This window comes from Salinibaculum salinum, from assembly GCF_037645885.1.
GTDB lineage: Archaea > Halobacteriota > Halobacteria > Halobacteriales > Haloarculaceae > Salinibaculum > Salinibaculum salinum.
The window spans coordinates 1-13,912 of sequence record NZ_JBBENW010000027.1; the positions used below are offsets into that span (position 1 = coordinate 1).

The following is a 13,912-nucleotide window of genomic DNA, read 5'->3' on the forward strand; positions in this document are numbered from 1 at the left end:
TGTTGACCGGGAGAGGTCATCTCCCGACCACCGGACTTCCGTCCGGAACACCATGTGTCGGTCAAACCAATATGTACGTGCGATCCAGTTTACGCCTGGACTCGTTCAGAGAGTCCCAGTACGTATGAATGGTGGCTTCGGTCTGTTAGTTCTCGCGGGCTAAACACCTCGTTACCTCGGTGCGTACACCCCGAGTCTATCGAACTCGTCTTCTACGAGAGACCTCAGCGGTGCCTCTTTTCCAGGTGGGTTTCCGGCTTAGATGCGTTCAGCCGTTACCCCGTGTGGCGTAGCTGCCCGGCAATGCTCTCTCGAACAACCGGTACACCAGTGGCCACCAACCGTAGTTCCTCTCGTACTATACGGTCGTTCCCGTCAGGCACCATAACACCCCCAATAGATAGCAGCCGACCTGTCTCACGACGGTCTAAACCCAGCTCACGACCTCCTTTAATAGGCGAACAACCTCACCCTTGCCCGCTTCTGCACGGGCAGGATGGAGGGAACCGACATCGAGGTAGCAAGCCACTCGGTCGATATGTGCTCTTGCGAGTGACGACTCTGTTATCCCTAGGGTAGCTTTTCTGTCATTTTTGGCCCGCATCAAGCAGGCACAAAAGTTCGCTAGACCACGCTTTCGCGTCAGCGTTCCTCGTTGGGAAGAACACTGTCAAGCCATCTTTTGCTCTTGCGCTCTTCGCCGGGTCTCCGTCCCGGCTGAGATGGCCTTGGGGCGCGCTCGATATCTTTTCAAGCGCGTACCGCCCCAGTCAAACTGCCCGGCTATCGGTGTCCTCCTCCCGGAGTGAGGGTCACAGTCACTGACGGGTAGTGTTTCATGTGTGCCTCGGCGACGTGCTGGCGCACGCACCTGTGTAACGGCTCCTACCTACTCTGCACATCAGCGACCATGTCCCAGCGACAGCCTGCAGTAAAGCTCCATAGGGTCTTCGCTTCCCCTTGGGGGTCTCCAGACTCCGCACTGGAACGTACGGTTCACCGGGCCCAACGTTGGGACAGTGACGCTCTCGTTAATCCATTCATGCAAGCCGCTACTGAAGCGGCAAGGTACTACGCTACCTTAAGAGGGTCATAGTTACCCCCGCCGTTGACGGGTCCTTCGTCCTATTGTACTAGGTGTTCAGATACCCGCACTGGGCAGGATTCAGTGACCGTACGAGTCCTTGCGGATTTGCGGTCACCTATGTTGTTACTAGACAGTCGGAGCGTCCGAGTCACTGCGACCTGCTCGTTTCCCGAGCAGGCATCCCTTATCGCGAACTTACGGGACTAACTTGCCGAATTCCCTAACGTCGGTTGATCCCGACAGGCCTTGGCTTTCACCGCCATGGGCACCTGTGTCGGATCTCGGTACGGACTTCATGCTTGCCTTTTCACGGGTCCCAGGTTGAACCGACTTTCGCTATCTTGCCGTTCGTCCGCTTCGTGCCATTACGGCTTCCACGGAGTTGGACAATTTGGCCGGGCGAATGCCCGGCTCGGTCGACCCCAGGACGTCGGCGTTCACTGCATGAAGGCACTGGAATATTAACCAGTTTCCCTTTTGTCACACTCGAATTGCGATGCGACTTAGGACCGGCTAACCCTCGGCTGACGAACAGTGCCGAGGAACCCTTGCCCTTTCGGCCGTCAGGATTCACACCCGACTTTCGCTGCTACTGCGGCCAGGATTTTCGTTTCGACGCGGTCCACACGAGTTCTCACCCGTGCTTCCATCCGCGCCGAACGCCAACCTACGCGACCGCCGTTTGACGGGCACGGTTAGGTCTCGGTGGTAGACTTGAGTCCTGATCATTTTGGGCGCCTCGAACCTCGGCCGGTAAGCTGTTACGCTTTTCTTAGAGGGTAGCTGCTTCTAAGCTCACCTCCCGGCTGTTTAGGGCTCGAGACCACCTTCAGAGGATTACACTTAGTCTACACTTGAGGACCTTAACCTAACTCTGGGTTGTCTCCCTCATGGTACACAGGCTTACCCCGCGCACCGGACTCCCTGCGTCGACGGCGTCCGTGAGTTCGGAGTTTGACAGCCGCGCCGACCTCTCTCGAGGGCGGACACGGCAATCAGTCTCTCTACCTCACGAACTACCTCAGCAGAGGTCATGCTTCGACATGTTTCGGTTGGAACCAGCTGTTGCCGGACTCGATGGGCCTTTCACCCCTACACGTAGGTCACGGGAGGGTATTGTAAGACACCAACCCTAACAGGCCTCCACGTGCCTTTCGGCACGCTTCACCTTGCCCACGCGTAGATCGTCCGGATTCGGGTCGTGTCCGTTTGACTCCCCGCGCTTGAACACGGTGGCCCTGGTGCAAAGCACTGCGGCCATATTGGTTTCCCTGCGCCTCCCCCGATACTCGGGTTAGACTCGTCAAACAGACACACTCCCTGGCTCGTTTTTCAAAACGTACGACGGAACATCGGCTTCCCGTGCGTTCTACTGGAGAGTCGCCTCTCGGTCGTTTTGCACAGGACCTTGTATGCCCCGTCGCTCCATCGCCACCTGAGTTCAGGCCCTATTTCACCTCCCTTCGGAGGGTACTTTTCAGCGTTCGCTCACGCTACTTGTTCGCTATCGGTCTCGGAGAGTGTTTAGCTTTAGCAGTCGATGCCTGCCATATTCACGAGAGATTTCCAACCCCCGCTACTCCGGAACTGACGCACGCCATAATAGGCCTCAGTACGGGGCTTTCACCCTGTTTCGCGCTCCATTCCAGGAGACTTCTTGAGACGGTTCCGGCGATGAAAGTCAGCCCATACACCACATTGCCCGAAGGCTTCGGTTTGAGCTGTGTCGCGTTCACTCGCGGTTACTAACGATATCGCATTGCGCTTTCTCTTCCTGCCGGTACTAAGATGTTTCAGTTCCCGGCGTTCCCCATTGCGCGAAGCAATTGCGGTGGGGATTCCCATTCGGAAATCCTAGGTTCTTCGCCTCCGTGCGGCTCCCCTAGGCTTATCGCAGCTTGGCACGTCCTTCATCGGCTTCCGAGCCGAGCCATTCACCAGGTGGCACAGTAGCCACTTGAGTGGTGCAAGCTCCTCACGGAACTTGCGAATTTGTGAGTCCCGGGTAGAGACTCACGAATCTGTGAGTCCGCAGAGCGGACTCACGACGTCGTTGGGACTCGATGAACGAGTCCAGTGGACGTCTGGATCGCACGTACACACGGTCTCACATACACGCCCGTGGTGAACGGTGCGTGTATCAACCCTTCCCACTCGCGCTTGCACGGAGTGGTGCATCGGTCTTCCGTACCCGAACGAATCGCCTTGCCCCACTTAAGGGGCACGCTTTCAGTCGGGGACGGGATATGGACCCACTGGGATTTGAACCCAGGGCCTCCGCCTTGCAAAGGCGGCGCTCTGCCGCTGAGCTATGGGCCCTTCCGCCGTATACTGTTAGCCCTGATAGTTCATAGGTGCTCGGACGGTCGCCGAGTGACGTGGTCGCTGAACCCCGTGCCAAAAGGTGGGCTGGGGCGAACCCCAGTCCCGATCGTTAGGAGGTGATCCAGCCGCAGATTCCCCTACGGCTACCTTGTTACGACTTAAGCCCCCTTGCGAAGCCCAGATTCAACCATCGCATGATGGCTTCATCCGGACCTCACTCGGGTGCTTTGACGGGCGGTGTGTGCAAGGAGCAGGGACGTATTCACCGCGCGCTTATGACACGCGATTACTACCGAATCCAGCTTCATGAGGGCGGGTTTCAGCCCTCAATCCGAACTACGACCGAGTTTAGGGGATTAGCGCTCCCTCTCGAGATGGCTTCCCATTGTCTCGGCCATTGTAGCCCGCGTGTTGCCCAGCACATTCGGGGCATACTGACCTACCGTTGCCCGTTCCTTCCTCCGCTTTAGCAGCGGCAGTCCTCCTAGTGTACCCAACCACGATGAACGTGTTGCTGGCAACTAGAAGTGCGGGTCTCGCTCGTTGCCTGACTTAACAGGACGCCTCACGGTACGAGCTGACGGCGGCCATGCACCTCCTCTCAATGGCTCCAGTAAGCGCATCAAACTGACCTTCACTGCACATTGTCGGTGCTGGTGAGATTTCCGGCGTTGAGTCCAATTAAACCGCAGGCTCCTCCGGTTGTAGTGCTCCCCCGCCAATTCCTTTAAGTTTCATCCTTGCGGACGTACTTCCCAGGCGGCTCGCTTCACGGCTTCCCTACGGCACAGCGCAGGCTCGTAGCCTGCGCCACACCTAGCGAGCATTGTTTACGGCTAGGACTACCCGGGTATCTAATCCGGTTCGAGACCCTAGCTTTCGTCCCTCACCGTCGGGTCCGTCCTCTCGAGGTGCTTTCGCCATCGGCGGTCCGTCCAGGATTACGGGATTTCACTCCTACCCCGGACGTACCCCTCGAGTCTTCCGGCCCCAAGCCAGACAGTTTCCGCTGGACGCCGACGTGTTAGGCACGTCGATTTCCCAACGGACTTGTCTGGCCGGCTACGGACGCTTTAGGCCCAATAAGATCGGCCATCACTCGTGCTGCCGGTATTACCGCGGCGGCTGGCACCGGTCTTGCCCAGCACTTATTCCTGTACCACCTTACGGTACAGAAAAGCGAGGACTGTATGCCCTCGCACTCGGAGTCCCCCTATCGCACTGTCGTGCAGTGTAAAGGTTTCGCGCCTGCTGCGCCCCGTAGGGCCCGGTATCTTGTCTCAGATACCGTCTCCGGGCTCTCACTCTCATGACCCGTACCGATTATAGGCACGGTGGGCCGTTACCCCACCGTCTACCTAATCGGCCGCAGCCACATCCTATGGCGCCGGAGCGTTTCCCGCTCTCTGCTGTTCCAGCGTGAGAGCAGTATCAACTATTAGCCTCAGTTTCCCGAGGTTATTGTTGTCCATAGGGTAGTTTGGCCACGTGTTACTGAGCTATATGCCACGAGTATGAACTCGTGCGACTAGCATGGCTAAATCGGACTCCGATAGCAATGGCCTCCGGCAGGATCAACCGGAATGTCTCCCCAGAATGGGGAGGTTGGCGGGCGTACACCATGATGATGGTGTACTAGCGTTGTAAGCTATCGGGGTTCAGCGACACGTCGAGTCGTCGACCGACCGAGTGTCACCGAACTATCAGGGCTAACATCAGATCCCATCTATACGGCGGACCGCAGGGGTGGAATCCTCATTTCCTTCGGACCTGTTCGTAAGCCAGTGAAGGGTATAAACCCTTCGTGTTGGCCTCGGTCCGAGCGGGCACGGGTCGGCCGTTCCGACCTGGCCTCCTTCGTATCAATCCGAAGCGCCCTGTTACACTTAAGGGCGTCGGATTGCCCGTCGCCGGATTCGCCCGGCGTCGGGGTGTTCGCATTACGTTCGAAATGCCCTGTTATACTTAACGGCATCGAACGCCGGCCACGCCCGGAGCGGTCCGGGCATCGCGCCGCTTCGCATCACAGTTCAACAGGAGGATTGACTTAAGCCCGTCGAACGATTGGAGCCCCGACATGCAATCGCATACACCGGGAAAGTGTCCCGCTCCCAGTCGACAACCAGTGGCGATTCCCGACGCGTAGCTAACATCGTATACCAGCCCATCTGCACAGACGACCAGGACCTCACTGTCAGAGAATCAGCGCCGCCGCTCGACGGCGAGTCCAAAAGAAACGGAAGTCGTGCGACTAGATGTCGTCGAGGTGTTCGACACCCTGCTTGGAGACGTTGCCCTTCGTGATGTCGCCGGGCATCCAGTCGGGTTTGTCGTCGGGAGCCTCTTCCTCCCAGGCCCAGCCCTCGTAGATGTGAACCTTGTGGGTGCCCTTCTCACGGAGCCGAAGTTGTTCCGGGTCCGCACTGTCTTCCGACGGTGCCGGGTCGAGCCGACGCGCCGCCTTCAGTGCTGCCTGCCGGGGTGTCCCGCCAGAGAAGACACTCGTCTCTTCACCATCATCTGTTCGGAGCGCGAAGTTGCGCTTATCGTTGTCTCGTGCCATGGTTTTACCGCTCCGTGTGAATTCAGCACATGCCCCATTATAAATATACCCCCAAAATCGGCCGCCGTGCGGCGGTGCGTTTATAAGGAGAGGTGCCAGAATGCCGTGAGCGGAACGCATTTCGGGGCAGTCACCCCCCTAAACTGGCTCGCGCGCACCACAGACACCCGGTGAACACCAGACAGACAGCGCGGTAGACTTAAGTGTATCCTGGAGTGAACCACCGACTAGGTTAGCGCGATGGTTCGAAAGAAGAAGCTCAGCCCTAGTGGCGCAAAAGACGAAGACGGCGAGTACCACAACGTCCACATCAATCTCCACGAAGACGAACTCGCCGTTGCAGGAATGGAAATCGGAGACGAAGTGTTCGTCCGCGTGCGCGAGGACAAGATAATTATCCAGAAAGCGGACGCCGACGACGTCGAACACGAATTTTGAGCGATACCATCGCCTCGTCTATGACACTGTACGAACTCGCAAAGCCCCTTCTGTTCCGTCTCCCTCCCGAGACCGCCCACACCGCAATCCACACTGCCCTCCGGGGTGTACAAGCGACGCCGCTCACGAAACTCCTCGAAGCACAGTACACGGTCGCAGACGACCGACTCCGGACGAGCGCGTTCGGCCAGCAGTTCCCGAACCCGGTCGGCGTCGCCGCCGGCTTCGACAAGAACGCAGAGATTCCCGGCGCGCTCCAGTCGCTGGGCTTTGGCTTCGTCGAAGTCGGCGGTGTCACCGCCGAACCACAGGCAGGGAATCCACGCCCGCGGATGTTCCGACTCCCTGACGACGAGGGACTCATCAACCGGATGGGGCTGAACAACGACGGCGCAGACGTCGTCGGTCGTCGCCTGCTCCGGACAGACGTGGACGTGCCGGTCGGCGTCAACATCGCCAAGTCCGAACACGTCGCGCCCGCGGACGCACCCGCGGACTACCGTCGGACCTACGAGCGCGTCGCCGAAGGTGCGGACTTTTTTGTCGTCAACGTCTCCTGTCCCAACTCACAGGGGTTCGAGGAACTCCAGAACCGCGATTCGATGGCGACTATCTTCGAAACGCTGACCGACGCCAGCGCGAGTCCACTGCTCGTGAAACTCTCGCCCGACCTACCCGAACCCGCCGTCGAGGACGCACTGAGTATCGTCTCTGAGTTCGATTTGGATGGTGTGGTCGCGACCAACACTACCACCGAGCGACCGGCCTCGCTCCGTTCGCCGAACCGGTCCGAGGAAGGTGGTCTCTCCGGCAAGCCAATCGAAGGGAGAGCGACGGAGATGGTCCGTTTCGTCGCCGAGCGCGTGGACGTTCCCGTCGTCGGCGTCGGCGGCGTCTCCACCGCCGAGGGAGCCTACCGGAAAATCCGGGCCGGGGCGAGCCTCGTCCAGTTGTACACTGGCCTCGTCTACCGGGGGCCCTCGATTGCTCGCGAGATCAACCGTGGGTTACTGGAGTTGGTAGAACAGGACGGATTCGACAGTGTCGACGAAGCGGTCGGCGCGGACTTATAAGCGAAAGAAAACGGGTACTATTCGAGCCCGTCCAGTCGGAACTCGAACGCCGCAACGGGTAGTTCCAGGTCGTGTTCGACGAGCACCGTCGGGTGAATCTCGCCGACGACGCCGACCGATTCGCCATCGAGGACGATTTCTGCAGTCCGGCCGTCGATGAACGTCGGATGGTCAGTTGCGGGGGTTTCCAGCGTCTTGCCGAAGGACGCGGCGATCGCCTGGAGACGGGCCTTCGCGTCCTCGTAGGAGGCCTCCGTGCGCGCGAGCACGCCCGCGACCGTCCGGTGTTCGGCGACGCCGGTGTTCTCGCTGTCGTCCACGTGCGCGCCGAGACCGATTTCCGAGAGGTCCTGCGGGTAGGCACGATGGGTGTTTCGCTCCAGGACCATCAGTAGCGAGGGCAGCGCCCACGTCCGGAGCATCGTGTAGTCCTCGCTGTACGGCTCCATGATGGTGACCGGCGGCGCAGCACCGACCGGGCCGTCGGCGTCGCTCTGTTCGGGGTCGAGATTGAGTCGTTCGAAATTCTCGGCCACGTTTATCATGTGGAAGTTCAACAGATCCTCGAAACCCAGTCCGACGAGTGCGTCCCGCACGGCGTCCTCCAGTCGGGAGCGTTCGTGGCGACCCCCGACCGTCGACACGTCGGGGTACTTCGGGTCGAGTTCGTTGAAGCCGTAGGCCCGCCCGATGTCGTCGATGATATCCAGCGGGTGAAGCACGTCCACGCGATACGGCGGAATCTCCACCTCGTAGGAGACCTCCTCCCCGTCGCTGTCTGCCTGCTCGGCGTCCAGTCCGGCGCGCTCGGCACAGTCGACGACTTCCTCGCCGCTCAGCGAGATGCCGAGAATCGACTCGATGCGCTCGTGGGAAACGGTCTTGGTCTTGACCGAGAAGTCCGGGCGCGTGAGCGTCTGGCCGGCGTACTCCCCACTAGTGTCGTCGCCGTACTCGACGTTGACCTGCTCTATCTGGCCGCCGCGCGCTGAGAGCGCGTAGCAGACGATAGCGAGCATGTGGTCGATGGTCCACTGGTCGGTCCCCGTCATCTCGATGAAGAGGTCCCGCGAACCGGTGGTGACCTCGGTCCGACTGCCGTTGATGACCGGCGGGAACGAGAACAGCCCGATGGCGTCGTAGATGGCCGGATAGCGGTCGAAGGAGCGAACGAGGTCGGCGTACGTCTCGCCGGTGGGGTGGCGGTCGAGCACTTCGGCGGGTGTCATCTCCTCGTTGGTCTCCAGCGGAACGAACGAATCCTCGGTCGGGTCGACGCTGGTGTAGGTGACGGACTTGTTCGCCCGGCCCTGGTCGGTCGCGGCCGCCCCCTTCAACATTGTGAGGTCGTGGACGCCGATGGCACCCTTCGCGCGCTGGCGGCCCATCGTCGCGTGGAGTTTCTCCTGGAGCTGGATGAGCGATTCCAGTGCGTCCTCGCCCATGTCCAGTCCGCGGACGATTGCGCCGGTGATGTAAGGTCGTTCGTCGGGCTGGTCCTCGACTTCGATGGTCCAGTCGGCGTCGTTGGTGTTCGGGACGTAGACGCCGCGGGCGTCACCGTACTGGTAGCGAAGCGAGCGCGCGACGCCCTCGACCGAGAGGCGGTCGAGGCGGTCCGGCGCGAACTCCAACTGGAACTCGTCGTCCTCGGTCCAGCCCTCGAACTCCAGCCCGAGGTCGAACAGGTCCGACCGGAGGTCGTCGTCGCTCTTCTCGTCGTGGCCGGTCAGCTCGCGCAGTTCGTCGGGGTCGACGTCGACGACCGGCATCAGTACACCACCTCCACGTCCCGCAGCAGTTCTAGGTCACACAGCGTCCCGTGCACGTCGCGGATGTCCTCGAATCCGTACATGAGCATCAGTAGTCGTTCCAGTGAGAGTCCCCACGCCATCACGTCGCAGTCGACGCCGAGGGGTTCGGTCACTTCGTCGCGGAAGATGCCCGAGTTGCCGACCTCGACAATTTCCCCGGTCTCGGGGTGTTCGCCGAACAGCTCGAACGACGGTTCCGTGTAGGGGTTGTAGTGGGGTTTGAACTCCAGGTCCGTGATACCGAACTGCTCGTAGAACTCCGTGAACGTCCCGAAGAGGTCACGCACCGAGAGGTCCTCGGCCATCACCCAGCCCTCGATCTGGAAGAACTCCAGCAGGTGCGTCGGGTCCAGCGTGTCGTTCCGATACACTTTCTCGACGCTGAAGTAGCGCTGTGGCGGTTCGAGATCGCCGACCTGGTGACCGGAAAGGTAGCGCATCGACAGCGAGGTGGTGTGGCCGCGGAGGTCGAGCCGGCGCGCGGTCTCCTCGGTCCACGGCGAGTGGTACCCTTCACCGTCCTCGCCGACGCCCTCTTTGTGTGCGTCGCGAATCCGGGCGACGAGGTCGTCGGGCAGGTCCCGAATCTCGTCGGGCGTCTCCAGTGCGAACTGGTCCCAGTGGGTTCGGGCGGGGTGGTCCTGGGGCATGAACAGACAGTCGTTGATCCAGAACTGCGCGTCGGCGTGTGGGCCGTCCATCTCCTCGAAGCCCATCCCGACCAGGACATCCTTGACGCGGTTTGCGGTCTGACGGAGGATGTGTTCCTTGCCACCCTGGACCTGTTCGGCGTCGGCCTCGACGTTGTACTCGGTGAACTCCACGTCCTCCCACTCGCCGCTGGTGAGCATCTCGGGAGTAAGCCGGTCGACGGTTTCGGCGACTTCGACGCCAGCCATCAGCGCGTTCACGCCGTCGTCGGTCAACCGAACTGACCGAACGGTCGACTCCGAACGGGTGACGAGGCCGCGGCTCTCCAACTGGTCGAGCACGTCAGCATCGACATCTGACTCGCCGCCTTTGGCCAGCCGTTCAAGCGCGAGCCGTTCGTCGTCAGTGTCGGGGTCGGCGTCGGGGTCGGCCGATACGTCGCCGCTGTCGACGGTGCCGTACCCCTTCCGGGCGAAGTTCGCGAGCGCGATGTCGACGGCCGGGCCGTCCAGCCCCGCCGCACCGAGCAGTTCGCCCAGCGAGACCGGCTCTTCGTCGGCTCCGGCATCGAGCGCAGCTTCGTAGAGACGGAGTTCGGGCAGCCCTTCCTCGACGTAGGTGTAGCCCTCGTCGGTCAGCGAGACGGACTCGTCGGTCTCCTCGGTGACGGTGACGAGGTCCTCGGCTTCGAGTTCGAACGCGGCGCGGGTGGCGGCTTCGGGTTTCAGGTCGGCCGCCGACGCGACCTCTGTTGTCGGTCGGTCCTCCTCGGCGCTCGCGGCTTCCAGCACCGCGAGTTGAGCGTGTGGCAGTTTCATTCGTTGATGGGAATACCGCAGTATCGTCAGTTAACGGTTCTTACTCGGGGACGCCAGACGCGTCCAGAAGAGAGACGGTTTCGTCGCACCGGCGTGTTACGGCCGCCGCGAGTCCGCCGCCCGACTCAGGCGAAAACAAAGCCGAACCCAGCGACTGCCGACTGCTGGCGGGCGATACACCGTGGCAGGGGTTCGGATGCCATATGCGAGCGGTTGTGACGGGGCCGCAAAAACGTTCTGGGTTACAGCAGATTGAACAGTCTCGAACCGACGACGCTATCGCTTGCGGTCGGAATCGAGGTCGATATCCAGTTCGTCGAGTTTGTCCGCCCACTCGGCGCGTTTCTCCTGGTGGTCTTCGAGGAACTCCTCCATGAGTTCGGCTGCCTGTTCTTTGCACCCGCCACAGAGCCGTTCGCCGCCGACGCACTCGTCGTAGACCTCCTTGGCGAACTCGTCGTCGTCCCCGGAAAGGAGGTAGGCGTACAGTTCGTACACCGGACACTCGTCGGCCTTCCCGCCGAGTTCCCGCTGTTTTGCCGCAGTCTCCCGACCGCCCGTCGTCGCGGACTTCACTTTGTCGTAGCCCTCGGCGGGGTCGTCGAGCAGGCTGATGTGCGAGGCCGGAATCGAGGAGGACATCTTCCCGCCGGTGAGGCCGGTCATAAACCGGTGGTAGATAGAAGAGGGGAGCTGGAAGCCGTAGCCGCCGTGGTCGAGTTCCACGTCACGGGCCAGCTGTTCGGCTTCCTCGCGAGAGAGGTCGAAGGTGTCGATGTGGTTGTCGTACACTCGCTTCTCGCCGTCGATGGCCTCGATGAGCGCGTCGAAGGCCTCGTCGGTCGCCCGCCGGTCGAGGATGCGCACCCGCGGCCGGAGCGGTTCCTTCCCGGCCTCCCGAAGCATCGTAATCGTCGAATCGAGCGTCGTCGCCTCAACATCGGTCGCGCCGGGTTCGCGCTCACCCTCGAGGAATTCGGCGGCGTCGCCACACCGAATTGTGTCGTCGGGGTGGCGGTCGGCGAGTGTCTGGTGGGCGTAGGCTAGCAACTGACGCTGGGCGTCGTCGGCCTCGAAACTGGCGTACGCTTCCGTGACGCCGAAGTATCGCATCCGCTGGGCCAGATCCCGCGAGAGTCGAATGTGGGGGTCCTGGTCCGGGCCAACCGGAATCACCGTGGGTTTCGGCTCGTCCAGTTGCGGGTAGAGGATGTCGGCCATCTGCGTGACGACCGACTGCATGTGCGAGACGTCGGTCTCGCCGTCGAAGTCGTAGATAGCCTGCAGCTCCGAGAAGTTCGCCTCCGCCCCGAGTTCGAACGCCAGGTCCTGGACCTCCCGATTGTCTGACTGGCGGTAGAGCTCACCCTCGTTGGGGTCGAAGCCCAGCGCGAGCAGGGAGAGGATGTAGTTGCGCGCGTGCTCGTCGATTTCGGCCCACGAGAGGCCGCGAGCGCTGTGGGCTTCGAGGTCGGCGATGAGCCCATACGCCTCGCCGCCCTGCTGCTGGTGCCAGATTATTTCGTCGAAGACAAGTTTGTGGCCGATGTGGGGGTCGCCCGTCGGCATGAAGCCAGAGAGTGCGGCAAACGGTTCGTCGTTGACCATCGCGCTGGCAATCCGGCGGTACTCGCGGTGGCCGAAGATGACCCCGCGGCGCATCAGATAGTGGGGGTTGGGTACCTCGTCAAGCACATCCTCGAACTGCTCGATACCGAACTGCTCGAAGAGTTTGCGGTAGTCCGACACCGTCAAGGAACCCCACGGGTCCAGCGCCACATCGTCCGCACCTGCTGCACCGCCGTCTGCGTACACGTCACGCTCGGCGGGGAGAACTTCCTCGTCCGTGGGTGTGCTGTCGTCGGTCATGGTGTGAGTCGGCTCACCGAGAGCCAGTCTATGCCTTCGTTCGCGCCGGTCAGCGCAAAAACCATTCGCTTCCGCACGCCGTGAGCCAGTCGCACGTCCAGCGCCAGGTCCCGCGGCGCGAAGGTGTGGGTTGGCGACAGTACCCGGACGAGCAGTTCGGAGTGGCCCAGGTTATCGACGCTCTCGACGTCAGCGTAGGTCCGGAAGTCCGCACCAAACTTGAAGCCGGTCTTGGGAACGACGCCGGCGGTCCGGAGCGCGCTGTAGACGCGCAGTCGGCGGTCGAAGCGCTCACCCTCGACCGCTCTGCCGCGGTCGACGACCGCCTGTTCGTCGTCCACACCGTCTGTGTCGTCGCCACCGGCGAGCGAAAGTGTCCCCTGGCTGGCGAGATACGCTCCCTCGACCAGCGACAACTGGACGTCACCACCGTTGTCATCGAGTCGCTGGCCGTAGAACGCCCGGTCGTGGAGATTCGACGGCGGCTCCCAGACGAGCACGCGGTCGGACAGCAGGTCCCCGGAGACCGCCGAGATATCGTGGTGAGTCGACCCCGAGATAGTCGGATTAGTGACCTCCAGATAGGTGAGTTCGCTCTCCTCGTCGACGACGGCGAGGACACCGGTCCCCTCGCTACTCGCGGTTTCACCGCTCGTTGTTGCCGAGGACTCGGTCGCGTCGCTACTCGCGGTTTCACCGCTCGCTGTTCCCGAGGACTCGGTCGCGTCGCTCCCTGCGTCCTCGCCCCCTGCGTCCTCGCTGTCACCTGCTGTCGCGAGCGTCTGGAGTGTCTCTGCGGTCACGTCCGCGCGCTCGCTCACGGCCCGAATCCGGTAGGCGACGGCGTCGTCCCACGGCCCTTTCCCGCGCGGATAGACGACGAAGTCGCCGGTCGTCTCGCTGACCCAGTTCTCCCGTGTCGGCGTGAGATAGAATCCCCGGTCACGGAGGTCCTTGTAGACGAAGAAAGCGACCTCGGAGACGGCCGTCGATGACAGAAATGCGCGGAAATCCAGCCGGTCCTGGTCCCCGGAACGGCCGTCGACGACCGCGTCGAGGTCGCCCCGAAAGAGCAGGTGTGCCGCCTCAACCGGGTCGAGGACGACACCGCCGTCGTCCGGGCGGCCGTACCCGCGGGCGTCGTAGAACTGCTCGCGGGCCTGTCGTCCGGCGCGGACGAGGTCGCCATCGTATGTCGCGTCCATACGCGTGCTTCCCGCTATCGACGCAAATCCCCTGCGATTGTCATTCGCATCACCCCTCTCTCGACCACA

General features: G+C 61.7%; 7 protein-coding genes, 1 tRNA gene and 2 rRNA genes. 2 read left to right on the top strand and 8 right to left on the bottom strand.

All coding sequences use genetic code 11. The features are described from left to right. Positions 1–126: 126 nt before the first annotated feature. From WDJ60_RS17470 to WDJ60_RS17485, 4 genes are all read right to left on the bottom strand, one after another. A 23S ribosomal RNA gene (locus tag WDJ60_RS17470) occupies positions 127–3,049 on the bottom strand. A 285-nt stretch (positions 3,050–3,334) separates the two neighbouring features. Then, positions 3,335–3,406: transfer RNA gene (locus WDJ60_RS17475), tRNA-Ala, on the bottom strand. 117 nt (positions 3,407–3,523) lie between these two features. Next, positions 3,524–4,997 (bottom strand): 16S ribosomal RNA (locus tag WDJ60_RS17480). The 16S and 23S rRNA genes sit together here with 1 tRNA gene alongside, the layout of an rRNA operon. A gap of 666 nt (positions 4,998–5,663) precedes the next feature. After that, entirely contained in the window at positions 5,664–5,975 is a 312-nt protein-coding gene (locus WDJ60_RS17485) for a non-histone chromosomal MC1 family protein (protein WP_340102004.1), read from the bottom strand. 240 nt (positions 5,976–6,215) lie between these two features. On the opposite strand from WDJ60_RS17485, the gene WDJ60_RS17490 reads away from it, so the two are divergent. Further along, entirely contained in the window at positions 6,216–6,413 is a 198-nt protein-coding gene (locus tag WDJ60_RS17490; RefSeq protein ID WP_302081957.1) for a hypothetical protein, read from the top strand. Positions 6,414–6,433: 20 nt separating this feature from the next. Next, entirely contained in the window at positions 6,434–7,486 is a 1,053-nt protein-coding gene (locus tag WDJ60_RS17495; RefSeq protein WP_340102005.1) for a quinone-dependent dihydroorotate dehydrogenase, read from the top strand. A 17-nt stretch (positions 7,487–7,503) separates the two neighbouring features. Here the strand turns inward: WDJ60_RS17495 and pheT are convergent, their stop codons facing one another. From pheT to endA, 4 genes are all read right to left on the bottom strand, one after another. Then, positions 7,504–9,258: a phenylalanine--tRNA ligase subunit beta gene (gene pheT / locus WDJ60_RS17500; protein ID WP_340102006.1), complete on the bottom strand. Its 1,755-nt coding sequence runs from the start codon at positions 9,256–9,258 to the stop codon at positions 7,504–7,506. After that, positions 9,258–10,769, bottom strand: coding sequence for a phenylalanine--tRNA ligase subunit alpha (gene pheS, locus WDJ60_RS17505; protein WP_340102007.1), 1,512 nt, complete (start codon positions 10,767–10,769; stop codon positions 9,258–9,260). The genes pheT and pheS overlap by 1 nt, the downstream gene beginning before the upstream one ends. 276 nt (positions 10,770–11,045) lie before the next feature. Then, positions 11,046–12,638: a tryptophan--tRNA ligase gene (locus tag WDJ60_RS17510; RefSeq protein ID WP_340102008.1), complete on the bottom strand. Its 1,593-nt coding sequence runs from the start codon at positions 12,636–12,638 to the stop codon at positions 11,046–11,048. After that, positions 12,635–13,843, bottom strand: coding sequence for a tRNA-intron lyase (gene endA, locus WDJ60_RS17515; protein WP_340102009.1), 1,209 nt, complete (start codon positions 13,841–13,843; stop codon positions 12,635–12,637). The genes WDJ60_RS17510 and endA overlap by 4 nt, the downstream gene beginning before the upstream one ends. Positions 13,844–13,912 lie beyond the last annotated feature (69 nt).